Origin of the sequence: Corynebacterium gallinarum, from assembly GCF_014837045.1 — a bacterium.
Lineage (GTDB): Bacteria > Actinomycetota > Actinomycetes > Mycobacteriales > Mycobacteriaceae > Corynebacterium > Corynebacterium gallinarum.
Window position 1 is genome coordinate 55,528 of record NZ_JACSPR010000004.1, and the last position, 16,684, is coordinate 72,211.

At 63.0% G+C, this 16,684-nt stretch carries 14 protein-coding genes; 6 read left to right on the forward strand and 8 right to left on the reverse strand.

Translation table 11 applies throughout. From position 1 onward, the window contains the following. Positions 1-23: 23 nt before the first annotated feature. From H9627_RS06800 to H9627_RS06810, 3 genes are all read right to left on the reverse strand, one after another. Entirely contained in the window at positions 24-1,139 is a 1,116-nt protein-coding gene (locus H9627_RS06800; RefSeq protein ID WP_191733458.1) for a pyridoxal phosphate-dependent aminotransferase, read from the reverse strand. 69 nt (positions 1,140-1,208) lie between these two features. Next, positions 1,209-2,489 (reverse strand): phosphoribosylamine--glycine ligase, encoded by a 1,281-nt coding sequence (purD, locus tag H9627_RS06805; protein WP_191733259.1) that lies wholly within the window; start codon positions 2,487-2,489, stop codon positions 1,209-1,211. 35 nt (positions 2,490-2,524) lie between these two features. Next, positions 2,525-3,130: an SRPBCC family protein gene (locus H9627_RS06810; RefSeq protein ID WP_191733260.1), complete on the reverse strand. Its 606-nt coding sequence runs from the start codon at positions 3,128-3,130 to the stop codon at positions 2,525-2,527. Between the two features lie 28 nt (positions 3,131-3,158). Here H9627_RS06810 and H9627_RS06815 point away from each other — a divergent pair, with 28 nt between their 5' ends. Continuing rightward, entirely contained in the window at positions 3,159-3,587 is a 429-nt protein-coding gene (locus H9627_RS06815) for an HIT family protein (RefSeq protein ID WP_191733261.1), read from the forward strand. Here the strand turns inward: H9627_RS06815 and H9627_RS06820 are convergent. Both H9627_RS06820 and H9627_RS06825 read right to left on the reverse strand, forming a co-directional pair. Beyond that, complete coding sequence (locus H9627_RS06820) at positions 3,584-4,999, reverse strand: sensor histidine kinase (RefSeq protein ID WP_191733262.1); 1,416 nt, start codon at positions 4,997-4,999, stop codon at positions 3,584-3,586. The genes H9627_RS06815 and H9627_RS06820 overlap by 4 nt on opposite strands. A gap of 14 nt (positions 5,000-5,013) precedes the next feature. Next, on the reverse strand, positions 5,014-5,724 hold the full coding sequence (locus H9627_RS06825) for a response regulator transcription factor (protein WP_191733263.1): 711 nt from the start codon (positions 5,722-5,724) through the stop codon (positions 5,014-5,016). A 157-nt stretch (positions 5,725-5,881) separates the two neighbouring features. Between H9627_RS06825 and H9627_RS06830 the strand changes: the two genes are divergently transcribed. Next, positions 5,882-7,327, forward strand: coding sequence for an MFS transporter (locus H9627_RS06830; RefSeq protein ID WP_191733264.1), 1,446 nt, complete (start codon positions 5,882-5,884; stop codon positions 7,325-7,327). A gap of 75 nt (positions 7,328-7,402) precedes the next feature. Further along, the gene (locus H9627_RS06835) at positions 7,403-8,752 is read left to right on the forward strand and encodes an MFS transporter (protein WP_191733265.1); all 1,350 of its coding nucleotides are present in this window, start codon (positions 7,403-7,405) and stop codon (positions 8,750-8,752) included. On the opposite strand, the gene H9627_RS06840 is transcribed toward H9627_RS06835, so the two are convergent. Continuing rightward, complete coding sequence (locus H9627_RS06840; RefSeq protein WP_225213577.1) at positions 8,688-10,793, reverse strand: glycoside hydrolase family 16 protein; 2,106 nt, start codon at positions 10,791-10,793, stop codon at positions 8,688-8,690. The two genes, H9627_RS06835 and H9627_RS06840, sit on opposite strands and share 65 nt — an antisense overlap. A gap of 195 nt (positions 10,794-10,988) precedes the next feature. Between H9627_RS06840 and H9627_RS06845 the strand changes: the two genes are divergently transcribed. After that, positions 10,989-12,248, forward strand: a complete 1,260-nt coding sequence (locus tag H9627_RS06845; RefSeq protein ID WP_191733266.1) for an HNH endonuclease signature motif containing protein — start codon at positions 10,989-10,991, stop codon at positions 12,246-12,248. Here H9627_RS06845 and H9627_RS06850 read toward each other — a convergent pair. Beyond that, on the reverse strand, positions 12,245-13,207 hold the full coding sequence (locus tag H9627_RS06850) for a diaminopimelate dehydrogenase (protein ID WP_191733267.1): 963 nt from the start codon (positions 13,205-13,207) through the stop codon (positions 12,245-12,247). The genes H9627_RS06845 and H9627_RS06850 overlap by 4 nt on opposite strands. 66 nt (positions 13,208-13,273) lie before the next feature. Here H9627_RS06850 and H9627_RS06855 point away from each other — a divergent pair, with 66 nt between their 5' ends. Then, positions 13,274-14,083 carry an alpha/beta hydrolase family esterase gene (locus H9627_RS06855; RefSeq protein ID WP_225213578.1) on the forward strand — a complete coding sequence of 270 codons (810 nt, stop codon included), beginning with the start codon at positions 13,274-13,276 and terminating at the stop codon, positions 14,081-14,083. Here the strand turns inward: H9627_RS06855 and H9627_RS06860 are convergent. Next, positions 14,080-14,925, reverse strand: coding sequence for an HAD family hydrolase (locus H9627_RS06860; RefSeq protein WP_191733269.1), 846 nt, complete (start codon positions 14,923-14,925; stop codon positions 14,080-14,082). The genes H9627_RS06855 and H9627_RS06860 overlap by 4 nt on opposite strands. A gap of 412 nt (positions 14,926-15,337) precedes the next feature. On the opposite strand from H9627_RS06860, the gene H9627_RS06865 reads away from it, so the two are divergent. Next, on the forward strand, positions 15,338-16,615 hold the full coding sequence (locus H9627_RS06865; RefSeq protein ID WP_191733270.1) for a benzoate/H(+) symporter BenE family transporter: 1,278 nt from the start codon (positions 15,338-15,340) through the stop codon (positions 16,613-16,615). The last annotated feature ends 69 nt before the right edge of the window (positions 16,616-16,684 follow it).

Here is a 16,684-nt window from a genome sequence, read left to right on the forward strand (position 1 = left end):
CCCACCAACCGGAACTAACCTAGTTAATCAACCCTGTTGAGGAACTCCCCGATGCGGCGCACACCCTCCCGCGTGTCCGCCGGTGAGGCACACAGACTCAACCGGACCCATTTGTGCCCCTCGGTGGGATCGAAATCCACGCCGGGCGCAACGGCTACCCCGGCGCGCTCGAGCAACTCATGGGCCCATGCCTCGGAGTCATCGGTGTATTTCGACACATCCACCCACAGGTACAACCCGCCGTCGGGGTCGGCGAAGGTGTCCAGCCCGATCTCCGGGAGCTTGTCGACGAAGATATCCCTCGCCTCGCGGTAGACCTCCACATGCGCGTCCAGCTCGGCCGCGGCCTCGAGTGTGAAGGCCGCCTTACCCGCGGCCTGACCGATCGCCGGTGCACACAGGGACACCGACGCCTGGATGTTCTCGATGGGGGTGACCAGCTCATCAGGCACGATGATCCAGCCCACGCGCCATCCGGTCATGGAGAAATATTTGGACAGGGTGCCCACCACGATGGCGTTGTCGGAGAACTGCCGGGCCGTGGCCAGTGGACGCCCGAAGCTCATGCCGTGGTAATCCTCATCGGAGATGAGCACGGTGCCGTGGGCATCGCACCACTGGGCGATGCGCTCGAGTTCCTCGACGTCGATGATGGTGCCCGTGGGGTTGCCGGGGCTGGTGACGATGACGGCCTTGGGGACCTCCGGCAGCTCCTCCAGCATCTGGGCGGTGGGCTGGAAACGGGTCTCGGCAGTGCAGCGCAGATCAAGGACCTCCGCCCCGAGGGTCTGGAGGATGTTGCGGTAGGCCGGGTATCCGGGCGCCGAGAGGGCCACACGGTCACCGTGGTCGAGGGTGGCCAGGAAGGCAGCCATGAAACCACCGGAGGACCCGGTGGTGATGATGACATTGTCCGCGCTGGTCTCCACACCGTAGGTGGCGGAGTGCCAGGCGGCGACGGCCTCACGGAACTCACGGTCACCGACCACCTCGGTGTACCCCAGGGGGCCGGATCGCAGGGCGATCTCGGCCTCGGCGAGCACTGCCTCCGGGGCGCCGGTCGCGGGCTGGCCGGCGCACAGCATGATGATGCTGTGGCCTTCACGCCTGCGGCGATGCACCTGGTCAAGCATCTGCATGACCCGGAACGGCGGGACGTTACTTCGGTTGCTGAGCGGTGAAGGGTTCATGAACCCCTAGCGTAGTTCCTACCCGCGTGGAAGTGGAATGGAGATGCGTCCCTCCACCGCGGGCAGGGCGATATCGGTGCGGTAGTGGCTGCCGTCGAGCTCGATGTCGGCGATGGTGGCGTAGGCCTGATCGCGGGCTGCCTCGAGGGTGTCGCCCACACCGATGACGTTGAGAACGCGGCCACCTGCGGAGACCAGCTCGCCGTTGTCATTGAGGGCGGTGCCGGCGTGCAGGACGTTGTCCGCATCGGCGTTGCGGATGACATCACCGGTGCGTGGGGTGTCCGGGTAGTTGTGGGAGGCCAGCACCACGGTCAGCGCATACCCGTCGATCCACTCCAGCTCGGGCTGCTGCGCCAGGGTGCCGGTGGCAACGGAGTTGAGCAGGCCGGCCAGCGGGGTCTTGAGCAGTGCCAGGACCGCCTGGGTCTCCGGGTCACCGAAGCGGCAGTTGAACTCCACCACGGCCGGTCCCTTCTCGCCCCAGGCGATGCCGGCGTAGAGCAGACCGGAGTATGCACACCCACGTTTCGCCATCTCCCGGGCGACCGGCACGCAGACCTCGTCCACGATGCGCTGCACACCGTCCTCCGGCAGCCACGGCAGCGGTGCGTAGGCTCCCATGCCACCGGTGTTCGGGCCCTCATCATTGTCGAAGACGCGCTTGTGGTCCTGGGCGGGCAGCAGGGGAACGACTGTCTCGCCGTCGACAAGGCAGAACAGGGACACCTCGGGGCCGTCGAGGAAGGACTCGAGCAGCACCGGGTTGCCGGCGGCCAGGACCGCCTCGACATGCTCACGGGCAGCATCCCGGTCCGGGGTCACCACCACGCCCTTGCCGGCGGCCAGTCCGTCGTCCTTGACCACCCAGGTCGGGCCGAAACGGTCGAGGGCAGCGTCGATGTGGGCATCATCTGCGCCGGGGGCGATGGCCTCGGCGTGGGCGGTGAATACCCCGGCGGATGCCATGACATCCTTGGCGAACGCCTTGGATCCCTCGATGCGGGCAGCCTCTTTCCCTGGACCGAAGACGGCGATGCCGGCCTCACGCAGGGCATCGGCGACACCGGCCACCAGGGGGATCTCCGGGCCGATGACCACCAGATCGGCGTTCAGCTCACGTGCCAGGGCGGTGACGCTGTCCGCGTCATCCGCCTTGATGTCCGGGTGGATGGTGGCCAGGGCACCGAGTCCGGCGTTGCCGGGTGCCACATGGAGGTCGGTGGTTGCAGGGTCTTGGGAAAGTCCACGGAGGAGGGCGTGCTCACGGGCGCCCGAGCCGATTACCAGAATGCGCATGGTTGTTGAGTTTATCCTGCAAAACTACCCCCGGCCTATTTCTCCCTCTTCTCATAGCCGTCATCCAACCCCAGATAGAACCGGTAGGTGTTATCCGCGATGGTCTCGGGATCGCCGGGGATGGTCCCCGCGGCGGCATCCGCGTTGGCCCACCCGCGTGCGCTGTGGGCGACAAACTCGGCGTAGGCGTCCCGGGGTGGCTCCCCGGTGACACCGGCGATATAGCGGTCAAGTGCCCAGAGGGTGAGGTCCCATCCCACCGCGGTGGCACCGGAACCGTATCTGTTGGTGAAATCCTCCCGGAGGTCCTCCGTGCGGGTGCTGTACCCCGCCGCCAGGAGTGAACCGGCACCGTCCGGGGTCACCTCCACATTGAGGAAGGATACATCCCCGTCCTTCTCCCAGGTGATCAGGAAGGAATTATCCGCGCAGGATTCGATTCTCCCGCTCGCGGTGCCCTCGATCTCGTAGACGAATTCATCGCGTGTCACCTTCCCGAACCACTGTTCCAGGTGTTTCTCCTCGGTGAGGTAGGTGAACAACACCTCGGCCGGGACGGGGAACCGGGCGCTGACATGATGGGCCACGACCTCAGGATTGTCGCGGTTGACCTGCCTGATGATTGATGTCGTCGGGTTCATGCCACCCGATACTAGTAACCTTGGGCTCATGAGCACCGTTTTCACCAAAATCATCGACGGCGACCTCCCGGGGCGTTTCGTCTTCCGTTCCGACAGCGTCGTGGCATTCCTCAGCATCGAACCATTGGCCTACGGCCACACCCTGGTGGTTCCGGTCATGGAGGTGGACCGCTGGACCGACCTTCCGCAGGACATCTGGGGTGAGGTCAATGAGGCGGCCCAGCTGATCGGTGATGCCATCAGGGAGGCTTTCGACGCACCACGCTGCGGCTACATCATCGCCGGCTTCGACGTCCCCCACACCCACATCCATCTCTTCCCCACCGACAAGATGGCGGATTACAACTTCTCCAATGTCCTGGCCGCCGATGCGACCGATCCGGCGAAGATGGATGAGGCCGCCGAGAAGATCCGGGAGGTCCTGGGCACGGATGAGAACGGGTGGCCTCTGGGTTAAGCGTCCACCCGCACGGGGAGGGTGATGGTGAAGACCGTCCCCTCCCCCTCTGCGCTGTCCACGGTGATGGTGCCGCGGTGGCCTTCCACCAGTGACTTGGTGATGGCCAACCCCAGCCCGGACCCGCCTGAGGCTCGGGAGCGGGAGACGTCCGCGCGGTAGAAACGTTCAAAAATGTGCTGGGCGTCATCCGAGGTCATGCCCACGCCGTCATCGGCGACCCGCACCAGGACAGAACTGCCCTCCATGCTGATCTCGATCCGGACGGAGGCGTCCGGCCCGCCGTGGTTGAGTCCGTTGTTCACCAGGTTTGTCAGCACCTGGTGCAGTCGGGTGGGATCCCCCTCCACCACCGGGACCGATCCCGCATTGTTGACCACGCTGATGCTGCGCTCCGGCCAGGCTGCCCGCATGGAACTGGCCACGGATAGCGCCAGTTCCAGCACGTCCACCGGGCGTTTTTCCATCTGCTGTCCCTCCGCACGGGTCAAAGACAGCAGATCCTCCACCAGCACACTCATGCGCTGGGCCTCGCCACTGATTTTGGACAGCACCCAGTCCGCATCCCGGGTCGCGCCGGAGTGATACAGCTCCGAATACCCCTTCACGGAGGTCAGGGGGGTTCTGAGCTCATGGGAGGCATCGCCGACGAAACGACGCATCTGCGATTCCTTGTCCTGGGCGGTGAGGATCGAGGTCTGGAGCTGTTCCAGCATGATGTTCAGCGCATTGGACAGCTGCCCCACCTCCGTGGTCATCGGCCAGTGAGGCACACGCCGGTCGAGGTCCCCGCCGGCGATGCTCTTGGCGGTGCTCTCCACCTCCCGCAGCGGGCGGAGGGAACGGTTGACCAGGTAGAGGGAACTAAACAGGATGGCCACCACAATGAGCAGGCCGATGACAAGCTGCACGATCACCAACCGGTAGAGCAGCATGGATTCCGGAGCCAGGCTCTTGCCCACCACGGTGATGGCCGTGTCATCGCTGATGGCGATGACACGCCAGGGCACGGATGAGGAGGACCCCGGTGCGGCGTTGACCGTGTGGGGGCCGATGCCGATGGTGGTTTCGCCCAGGTCCGGTGCGGATTCGGACTGGTTGAACACCATGTCCGAGCCATCGGTGAACATCCGGTAGACGTAGTAGTCACTGGGCGGTCCCAGGCTGACGCTTCCGAAGATCTCGACGGTCGGGGCCCAGCTGTTCACGGCGGACTCAAGTTCCTGATCCACGCGTGAATAGGACACCTCCCGCATGAGGCTGGACACCGCGATGGCGTTGACCAGCAGGCCCAGCCCCGCGATGCCCACCACCAGCAGGATGATGCGGGTGCGCAGCGGCACACCCCGGGCGACCTGACGGAGTCGGCTCACCGGGGGTACCTGGGCGGAGGGGTTATCGGGGGCTGTCATACTAGCCGTCAAGTCTAGGTGCGCGGGGTGCGCAGGACGTAACCCACTCCTCGGACGGTCTGGATCAGCTGCGGTTCATGGGTGTCCACCTTGCGACGGAGATAGGAGATGTAGGATTCCACCACGTTTCCATCCCCACCGAAGTCGTAGTGCCACACATTGTCCAGGATCTTCGCCTTGGACAGCACCACCTCGGCGTTGAGCATGAGATAACGCAGCAGGTTGAACTCGGTTGGGGAGAGGTCCACCAGTTCACCGGCCTTGGTCACCTCATGGGTCTCATCGTTGAGGGTGAGGTCGGCGTAGGTGAGGGTGGCGTCATTGTTCTCGGATTCGACGGAACCGCCACGGCGCAGGATAACCCGCAGACGGGTGATCACCTCCTCGAGGGAGAACGGCTTGGTCACATAGTCATCAGCGCCGATGGTGAGGCCGTGGATGCGGTTTTCCACCGCGTCCTTGGCGGTGAGGTACAGGGCTGGCCCGTCCAATCCCTCCGCGCGGAGTTTGGTGAGCAGTTCGAAGCCGTCCATGCCGGGCATCATCACGTCCAGGATGTAGGCATCGGGGCGGAATTCGCGGGCGAGCTTAAGTCCCTCGTTGCCATCGCTGGCGGTCATGACGTTGAAACCCTGGAATTTGAGGCTCACGGTGAGCAGCTCCACGATGTTGGGTTCATCGTCGACGACGAGGACCTTGATCTGTCCGTCAGTCTGGTTGTCCATATGGTTCAGCACTTCCTAAAGGTATGTGTCTGGTGCGATCTTGACCCCCAGTCAACACCCCGGCCATAGACGTCAGCTGACCGATTCCTGTGAGGATGCTGTAAACCTCAATCTCCGATTGTGCCCGAAAAACGGAAATCCCCTAAAGTGGCACTCCATGAATCCCACAGCTTCGCAACGTTGGACCTTCCTGGGCGTGATCAGCGCCGGTCTGTTTCTCATCGGCGTGGATAATTCCATCCTGTATACCGCTCTCCCGGTGTTACGTGAGGAACTGCAGGCCACCGAGTTGCAGGGACTGTGGATCATCAACGCCTACCCCCTGATGCTGGCGGGTCTGCTGCTGGGCACCGGCACCCTGGGTGACAAGATCGGACACCGTCTGATGTTCCTCATCGGCCTGGTGATCTTCGGGGTGGCCTCGCTGACCGCCGCCTTCTCCCCGACCGCGTGGGTTCTGGTGGCGGCGCGCGCCTTCCTCGGAATCGGCGCCGCGGCGATGATGCCCGCCACCCTCGCGCTGATCCGCATCACCTTCGAGGATGAGCGGGAGCGGAACATCGCGATCGGTGTCTGGGGATCGGTGGCGCTGGCGGGCGCCGCGGCCGGACCGGTGCTCGGCGGTGCGCTGTTGGAGTTCTTCTGGTGGGGCTCGGTGTTCCTCATCAATGTGCCGGTCGTGCTGATCGCGCTCGTTCTCACCCTGCTGGTCGCCCCGCCCAATATGCCCAACCCGGACAAACACTGGGATGCCATCTCCTCGGTGTATGCGCTCCTGGCCCTGACGGGTCTGGTCATGGCGATCAAGGAGGCGGTGTCCCCCGCCCGGCAGCTCTGGCTGCTCGCGCTTGCGGTGGTGGTCGCCGTGGCCGGTGCGGTGCTGTTCCAGCGTCGACAGGCATCACAGCCGGAACCCCTCCTGGATTTCTCCCTCTTCCGCAACCGCCTGTTCACCGGAGGCGTGATCGCGGCGGGCATGTCCATGTTCGTGGTCGCCGGTCTGGAGATGACCACCACGCAGCGTTTCCAGCTCTCCGCTGGTTTCACCCCGCTGCAGGCCGGTCTGCTGATGACCGCGCTGGCTGCGGCGAGTATCCCGATGTCCGTCATCGGTGGCGCCAACCTGCACCGATGGGGTTTTCTACCCCTGATCAGCGGCGGTTTCATCAGTGCAACGGTCGGCATTGCCCTGATCATCTGGTCGCTGGATGTCAGTCTGATCCCCCTGATCGTGGGTCTGGTCCTCGTCGGTCTCGGCAGTGGCGCGACCATCTCCGTCGCGTCCACGGCCATCATCGGGTCCGCGCCGGTCCGCAAGGCCGGAATGGCCGCCTCCATCGAGGAGGTGTCCTACGAGTTCGGCACCCTGTGCTCCGTGGCGATCCTCGGCAGCCTCTTCCCCGCGTTCTACGCCCTCTCCGCACCGGCCGAGGTGGCGGACAGTTTCGCAACCGGCGTGGATCACGCGGTGCTCGGCGAGGCCGCCCGCGCCGCACTGGACTCGGCCTATGTCAACGTCCTGTTCATCGCCCTCGGCGTGGCCCTGGTGACCACCTTCATCACCGCGTGGTGTTTCCGCGGCAACCCGAAGCGCCCCGGGTGATGCTTGTCGACGAAAAACCCGGTGGCCGATTCTGTCCCCGAGACAGGAGTTACCCGCTGACTTAGAGTCGTGGGCATGACTGTTGCCGAACATCCCCCGAGGACAACCAAGGCCCCCGTGATCTCCTGGGCCTTCTGGGACTGGGGCTCCGCCGCCTTCAATGCGGTCCTGGTGACGTTTATCTTCTCGGTCTATCTCACCGATTCGGTGGGATCCACCCTCCCCTCGGGTAATGCCACCTCGCTGTATTCCATGGCGGTGGCACTGGCCGGCGTGGTGGTGGCGGTGGTCGCGCCGGTGATGGGCCGACGTTCCGATATCAGGGGCACCCGCCGGGCCTCCCTGCGCATCTGGACGCTGGTCACGGTCCTCCTGATGTTCAGCCTCTTTGCCGTGAAGAACACCGACCCGGTGTATTTCTGGATCGGTGTGGCGATCATGGCGGTGGCCAATGTGACCTTCGAATTCGCCGAGGTCCAGTATTACGCGCAGCTCTCCCAGGTCTCGACGGCGAAAACCGTGGGCCGGATCTCCGGATTCGGATGGTCCATGGGATATTTCGGCGGGATCTTCCTCCTCCTGATCTGTTATTTCGGTTTCGTTGCAGGTGAGGGCGACACCCGTGGTTTCCTCAACATCCCGACGAAGGAGGGACTGAACATTCGCCTGGTGGCCGTGTTCGCCGCCGTGTGGTTCCTGGTCTCCGCGCTACCCGCACTGTTCCGGATCCCGGAGATCACCCCGCAGTCCACGGAGGCCAGCCAACCCCGGGGCATCGTGGCCGCCTACGCCGACCTGTTCCAGCAGATCGGGCAACTGTGGCGGAGCAACCGCAACGCGGTGTTCTTCCTCATCGCCTCGGCGGTGTTCCGCGACGGCCTGGCCGGGGTGTTCACCTTCGGTGCCATCCTGGCGGTCACCGTCTATGGGCTCTCGGCGGGTGATGTGTTGTTATTCGGTGTCGCGGCCAATGTGATCTCCGCGTTCGGCGCCCTGCTCGGGGGCTTTCTCGACGACCGGATCGGCCCCAAACCCATCATCATCGTCTCCCTGCTGATCATGGTGGTGGACGTGGCGATCCTCTACTTCGTGGATGGGCCACAGAACTTCTGGATCTTCGGTCTGATCCTGTGTGCGTTTGTGGGGCCGGCACAATCGGCGTCGAGAAGCTTTTTGACCCGGTTGTCCCCCGACAACCAGGAGGGCCAGCTCTTCGGCCTCTACGCGACCACCGGGCGCGCCGTGAGCTGGATGGCCCCGACGCTGTTCGGACTGTTCGTGGCCATCACCGGTGAGGACCGCGCCGGGATCTGGGGCATCGGCCTGTTGCTGCTGGTGGGGGCAGGATTGCTGACGATGGTTAAAGCGCCGGGAACCACTGCTTCACTGCAGCCTGGATCGCTGGCAGATTCACCGAGAGAGTGACAAGCAGCGAAGACAGTGACATCACCAGGGCGATCAGGCTGATGATCTCCGCGCGGGAGGAACCGGTCTCGGGCTGAGGCTCTGGTTCCGGCTCGGACTCAACCGGCCACGGATTACCCACTGACCCCGGTTCAATATCCACCGCAACGTGGTCGATCTGGAATCGATGTTCAGGGAAATCAGCGGATTCATCCACCGGGGCGATCCAACTGTCCACCCCGGAACGCTCCACCATGGTGTTGAGGATCAGGTGCCATGGCTGTTCCAGTACTGCCCGGTACTCCTCCTCCGGAAGTTTGAACTGTGATGGGCGCAGAGGCGCTGCCTGCGGGGTGACCTTATTGCCGAACACATCCCGGCCTGAGGAATCCACCGGCTGACCATCAATGGTGAACACGACCTGGCCGTCGAATACCTCAACACCCCAGTCGTGCCACTCGCCGAACATGCTCTCCGTCATCTCCATCTGACGCAGCTTCATCTCCGGGCTGGATCCCGCGCAGCCGATGTGCACAGCAGAATACTGGGTGGTCACCCGGGAGCTGTAGAACTCCGTGAGATCCAACTCCCCGTAGGGGCGACCCGGCTCTTCATTGGAGCAGAACTGGGTATCGTTCTGCATCCAGATGGCGGGGCGGAGACCGTCGACAAGCTCATCGGCGACCGCACGGGCGCGCACGGTGAGACGGAAGTTGCCGGCCGGGATCTCGGGCAGGTGGACGCGCGCCGAACTGTACCGGGTGACCTCATCAGCGGCACAGGGCGCGACGCTGGCATTATCCGGTGAGGCGAGTTCCTCCGCACTGTCCAGGCAGTGCCTGCGGGTGACAATATCCATGCGGCCGTCGACGAACTCGACTGCTTCCGGACGCTGCTCCATGTCCGGATTCTTCCAGGATTCCTTCATGTCGAAGTACTTCCACTCCGGTGCGCGGCCGGTGGAGAAATCCTCACTCGATGCCTCGTGGCGTTCCAGCGTCGGGGTGCGCCCCAGGTAATCGAGGGTGTGACCGGTCAGGGGTGCATTGGCATCCGGCAACGGGCGGTCCGGCATGTCAAAGGGCTGCCCCTCAACCGCGATGCGGTCGATGACCATGGAACGGACCGGGAAATCCTCCTGGGAGGAACGCGGCTTGGCCCACGCCGCGCTTTCGACCTTCTGGTTGAGCGTCAGCGTCCACCCACGGTCCATGATGGTGTCATAGGTATCCACATCCAGGCCGAAATCCTCGACGGCGGCATGCCCCAGGGTGACATCCTGCCGCCAGGACTGACGGTTGATGGGCTGGTCATCGATGAAATACTCCACGCCATTCTTGGTGGTGTTGACCGACCAGGTGTGCTCCACCCCGTCGAGCGACTCATCCATCCGCAACTCACGCGGCGCACGGTTGGTGCCGTTGACCGAGTCCGGATCACACCCGAGATGGGTGTTGGACGGGGACCACGGGGCACGGAGATCGTAGGAGAAGTGCTCGATCAGATCGAGTTCGCCGTAGAGGCCATTGTTATTGGCATTTGAACAGGCTGATTCACCGTTCTGCATCCAGATGGCGCTGCGGACACCCTCCACTCCCCCGGTGTTCAGCGTGGCGGTCACCGACAGCGTAAAATCACCACGGGCGATCTTCGGGGTGACGATGCGCGCACTGGTGAACTTCTCAACCTGACCCGGCGCGCAGGGTTCAACCTGGGCGTTATCGTCATTGAGTAGGCCGCGGTTGGCTGGCTTGCTGATATCAACATCCTCATCGAGGCAGTGCCTGCGGGTGGTGATGGTCAGCTTGCCGTCCTCGATGCTCAGAGCATCCTGCGTGTAGAGCACCGTATCGCTGCCGTAATCCGGTTGGCGGAAGATGTTCCACCCCTGCAGCGCCTCCGGGGAATCGAAGTCCTCCACCCAGGCATAGGGGCTGGCGAGATCGGGCACCGGGGTGCCCTGAGCTGTAGCTGGTTGGGACATGGCGACAGTTCCGGCCGCCAAAGCAATGGACAGGGCTGTAGCCACCGCGGTGAGGGACCTGGGCAGTGAGACGCTCAAGAGTTCTGGCCTCCAAGGATTGAGAAAGAAGTTATCTTTTCATTCAACCAAGGGGGTGAGCGGAATTACTAATTCAGAGGCGGTGATTATGGGAGGGGGCCCTGTTCCATCGAGCGGGGGCCCCCGTGTCCACCCCGGCATCTAAGGTGGGATTAGAACATGTGAACTAATCAATTTCACCTCGGGGGTGACACCATGTTTGACCAGTCAGCAGATCAGATCGAAGAATCAGGGGCCGATGGGCCCGTCAACCAGCTTTATTATTACTCCGTCAACAATGTCGAGAGTCCCATGGCCGTGGCCGGCACTTCAATGCGGCGGGCCTGGCACCTGTACTGGGAGGAGCTCATACCGGAGGAAGACGCCGATCTGGAACTCGCGGTGGCTTCGCTGTCGATCGCCACCGGGGAAAGCCGTGGCAGAGTCCAATCACTGATCATGGCGTTCTACCAGCTCGCAGACCTTCCCCGCCTCCACATGATCCAGCACCAGTTCTTCCACCTGGATCTGAACCGGCTGCTCGCGATCTCCACCGCGCTCGCCGGTCTGAACCCCGACCACCTGGCCACGGTGGATGAACACCTCACCGAATACCTCACGCCGTGTGCTCCCAATCAGATGCTCCCCTCCACCGGGGCGATCAAGCGGAAGATCGCGGCCATCAGAGACATGGTCGATGATCCCCGGGCCACCGGCAGCAGATTGCGGAAGAACTTCAACGTCTCCGTCGGCACCGACGGGACCGCGGAAGTCCACGCGGAGGTCTCCCCCATGGATGCCCAGATGATTCAGGATGCGGTGACACAACACGCAGCCAACACCGGCAAGACAGAATCCGAGGCCCTGGTGGACCTGATCCGGGAACATATCAATCTCGATGTCACAGTGAACCTCTACACCGCGAGGGACCTCGCCGATGCCCCTGTGTGGTCAAGCAGCGTCGGTTGGCTGGATGCCTGCTCGGGAGTGGAATGGGTTGGTCTCGCCACCCGACTCCGGGATATGGATGAGGCGATGGGCAAACACGCCTCCGGCCACGACCCAACCCCGGACATCGCTGCGGCACTGACCGGACGGGATGGCACCTGCGGTTTCCCGGGCTGCAACGTCAGGGCAGAGCATTGCGACTGCGACCACCGCGTCAACCACGCTGACGGTGGTGCAACATGCCGACACAACTGCAAGCGGCTGTGCAGGCACCATCACAACCCCAAGACCAACGGCCGGATCGTTTACCTCATGGATCCGGTCAGCGGAATCACAGTGTGGGTGCTGGAGGACGGATCCTGGGCGGTGGATGTTCCGGAAGGGCCACTGACCCCGGCGAGCGCCAGGTGGGCGCAGACCGTCTCCCAGTACCGCACCGCGCACCGTAAGCGCTGGGCGGCTGAGGCTAGAGCTGAGGCCAGGGCGGAAGCAACCGCTGAGCCCCAGCCGGACGAGCCACCGTTCTAGACGTCGCGGGCGATCAGATCGTCGAGTGGCGTCGGGGACAGGAGGTAGGGAGCGACCTCGAGAACAGTGAACGCACCGGTCTGACCGGCCTCTTTCAGACGGTAGGCGGCACGGCCGAATGCGATCTGGGAGGAGGCGGTGAAGTCGGGGTTGCGGTCCAGCTTCAGGGTGTACTCCACGGTGTGGTGGAAACCGCCGGTGTCACCGGTGGTGATCACGTGACCGCCGTGGGGCATTCCGGTGTGCTCGGAATCGAAGGTGGCCTCATCGATGAAGTTGACCTCCACCTCATAACCGACGAAGTAGTCGGCCATGGTGCGGATCTCATTCTCGATGCGCTCATGCTCGGACTCCGGGGCCACCACGAAACACTGACGCTTGTGGGTCTGCTTACCGGTCAGTCCCCCGGCCTCACCCCGGCGTGCCTTTTCCAGGGCCTCCTCGGAGGGAAGGGTGTACTGGACGGCCTTCTGAACGCCGTCGATGCGTCGCAAGGCATCGGAGTGGCCCTGGGACAGACCCGGTCCCCAGAAGGTGTGCTGCTGGCGATCGGCGAGCAGGGCGGCACCGTACACGCGGTTGATGGAGAACATGCCCGGATCCCAGCCGGTGGCGACGACAGCGACGTTGCCGGCGGCACGGGCGGCCTCATCCATCACCTGGCGGTGGCGCGGAATGTCCCGGTGGTTGTCGTAGGTGTCCACGGTGCAGGCGAACGCCGCGAACCCCGGGGCCTGCTCCGGGATGTCGGTGGCGGAACCCATGCAGAGGAAGAGGAGATCAACATCATCGGTGTGCTTCTCCACCTCGGCGACGTTGAACACAGGGGTGTCGGTGTCCAGGGTGTCACGCCGGGAGAAGATGCCCACCAGCTCCATGTCCGGTTGCTGAGTGATGAGCTTCTCGACGCTCTTCCCAAGATTTCCATAACCAACGATTGCTGCGCGGATCTTCGTCATTTCCTATCCTCCAGGATGATGGTGGCAAGTTTCTCCACCGAGCATACTGCCGTGCATACTGGTGTCATGATCAGGGGATCTTTGGAACACCAGGGCCACGAACGCACCTTCACCATCATTGAGCCGGAACAACCCTCCGGTGTCCTCCTGGTGTTCTTCCATGGATCGCAGCAATCCGGAACCGTCACCAGGAAGTTCACCAACTTCACCTTCGATGAACTGACGGACCGGGGATGCGTGGTGGTCTACCCCGACGGGGTTGAGCAGCATTTCAACGATGCCCGCATCGGCCTGGATGAAAAGACCCGGCACATGGACATCGATGATGTCGGTTTCTTCATCAAACTGGTGGAATACATGCACCGGCACCACGACATCACCCGGGTATTCGTCGCTGGCTACTCCAACGGCGGACAGATGGTCATGCGTCTCATGCACGAGGTGCCGAAGATGTTGTCAGGTGCGGCCACCGTGGCGGCGAACATGCCGGTCCCGGACAACACGCTTCCGGAGGTGCTCCTCCACAAGCCGCATCCCGTGCCCTATCTGGCCATGGCTGGCACGGCGGACCCCTTCTCGCCCTACTCCGGCGGGGATGCGGGCATCGGTGCCAGCCACCGACGTGGCCACGGCATGTCCGCCCATGACTCGGCAGCGTATTTCGCCGGGCGCAATGGACTGACGGAATCGACGAAGAACCGGCGCGCGGCGAACATCGTCATCGACCGGTGGGACGGTGACGCGCCCGTGGAGCTGTGGACGCTCATCGGCGTGGGCCATCTGGTGCCGAGCAACAAGAACTACCCGGATTTCCTTGGGCCCTCCACCGATGAGCTGGTCGCCGCGGAGGTCATCGCCGATTTCTTCGGCCTTTAAAGCCTGACCTGGTCCTTTTCAATCAGGCCCAGTTCGATGAAGGCCTTGGCCAGTCCGTCATTATCGGCGCTCTCGGTGACCAGGTCGGCCGCCTCGGTGAGCGCCACCGACGCCCTGCCCACGGCCACACCGCGGGCACTGGCCTCGAAGAGGGAGAGGTCGCGGGCACTATCACCGAAGGCGATGGTGTCCTCGCGGCGTGCGTTGAGGAATTTCAGGAGACGGTTGACCGCCTCGTGCTTGGACACACCGCCGACGCCCACGGATCCGAACAGTGCGTCCTCACCGAAGTTGCCCCAGGTGGAGTGCTCCAGGTCGGGGAAATGACTGCGGGTGTCCTCAAAATCATCGTAGGTGTTGAGGATATAACTGATCTTGTTCACGTCATCCCGGTAGAGATTCTCGTTCCAGATCATGTTCGGGTAGAAGTCGCGGGTGGTCATCTCATCGATGCCCTTCTCCTCCGCCATCCGGCGCAGCAGCGCGTCACCCTCTTCCTCAAAGTTGGGGCTGGCGTAGAGGCCATTGTTGGATTCGAGGTAGAACTCGCACCCGCGTTGTTTGAGCCAGTCCACCACCTGACGGTTCTCCTCACCGGACAGACCCCGGTGGTACACCACCTGCTGATGGCTCTCCACATAGGCACCCTGGGCCCCGATCAGGCCATCAACGCCGATATTCCACAGCTCCTGGGTGACCTCAGCGATGCTTCGGCCCGTGCTCAGATAAACCTTGTGCCCATTGGCGCGGGCTGCACGGAGCGCCTCGACCGCTGAATGGGGCAGCCGGTTGGTGTAGTCGATCAACGTTCCGCCGATGTCGACAAAAAGTATGTTTCCCATGCCACAATCGTACGCTTTTCGACGCTCCATCGTGCAGGGACCACCTCTCAGGGCCAATCTTCCTAGTCAGAGGGCAAAAGTTACAAAATGACACTCATATGTTCGCAAACTGTTACATCCTGGGGAGGGAATCACAGACAAACGGACCTACAATCGGGCCTATCACCGAACAAAGGAGAAAGATCATGCGTGGAAGTGGACTTATCTGGACCATCGTAGGAATCCTGGCCATCATCGCACTGGCCATCTGGATTTTCTCGGCAATGTAATTCGGATTACTGCTCGACCCGGAGAGCGTGACGCACCGTCGTCACGCTCTTCGTTTTTTCTATGCCAGCATAGGATCCCTCACAGAGTGAGTTAGACCACTACTATCTACGGGAACATGCCCCCTTAGTTGTTAGGAACTTCCATGTCCCCGCTCCTGGCGATTGAAAAGCCCCACCTGCCCAGACCGACCCTCCGGGAGATTCTCCGCGACGCCGGCCCCCAGGAGATCGGCAATGGGCTGGTGGCCCTGATCTTCTCCGCATCGGGTCCCATCGCGGTGATCCTCGCTGCTGCGGCGTCCGGGAATCTCACCCCGGATGAAACCTCCTCGTGGATCCTCGGTGCCTTCCTAGGCAACGGTCTGCTGACGCTGTTTCTCACTTACCTCTACCGCAGCCCCCAGGCCTATTTCTGGACCATCCCGGGAACCGTCCTAGCTGGCGACGCCCTGACCCACCTGAGTTTCGGGGAGGTGGTGGGTGCCTATCTCGCCACGGCGGTGCTGGTGTTCCTGCTCGGCTGGACGGGGCTGATCGGCAAGATCATGGCGGTGCTTCCGCCCACCATCGTCATGGCGATGGTCGCCGGCATCTTCCTGCGCTTCGGCCTGGATCTCATCACCGCTGCCACCGGCGACCCCCTCATCGCCCTGCCCATGATCATTCTGTTCGTGGTGCTGAGCATGATGCCGAAGATCGCCGCGGTGGCACCGCCCGTGGCCATGGCTGCTGTGGGGGGAACCGTGGTGGCGATCCTCTCGGGTGCACTCGGGTCCGGCATCCTGGACAACGGTGTCATCGCCACACCGGCATTCACCACTCCGGAGTTCTCCTTCGCCGCCATGACCGAACTTGTCATTCCCCTGGCCATCACCGTGGTCATCGTCCAGAACGGTCAGGGAATCGCGGTGCTCAGTGCCGCCGGCCATAAACCCGCCGTGAATCTGGCGGCCGCAGCCAGCGGCCTGGTGTCCATCCCGATGGCCCTGATCGGCAATGTGACCTCATGCCTGACCGGTCCGACCAACGCCCTGATCGTGTCCGGCCCCAACAAGGAGCGCCACTATGCAGCGGCGATGGTCACCGCACTCGGGGCGGTCGGCGTGGGTCTGGTCTCCCCGGCCTTTGTTGGTTTCATGCTGGCCATGCCGGCTTCCTTCGTGGCCACCCTCGCGGGTATCGCCATGTTCACCCCGTTGAAGAATGCGTTCGTGGCGGGATTCTCCGGCGCGTTCTCCACCGGGGCGTTGGTGTGTTTTCTGGTGACTGTGTCCGAGATTTCCCTGTTGGGTATCTCCGCCCCGTTCTGGGGCATTGTCTTCGGTTGCCTGCTGGCCTGGCTGCTTGATCCCAAGCCCGGCAAGGCCAAGTCCACCACCCAGCAGCCGACGGGGAAGCTGGTGCCCTCGGAGAAAAAGTAACCTCCCTCTCTTTACAGGGGGCCTGGTACCTCACTACTATGTAATGCATAGTAGCTTGCAAAACAATCG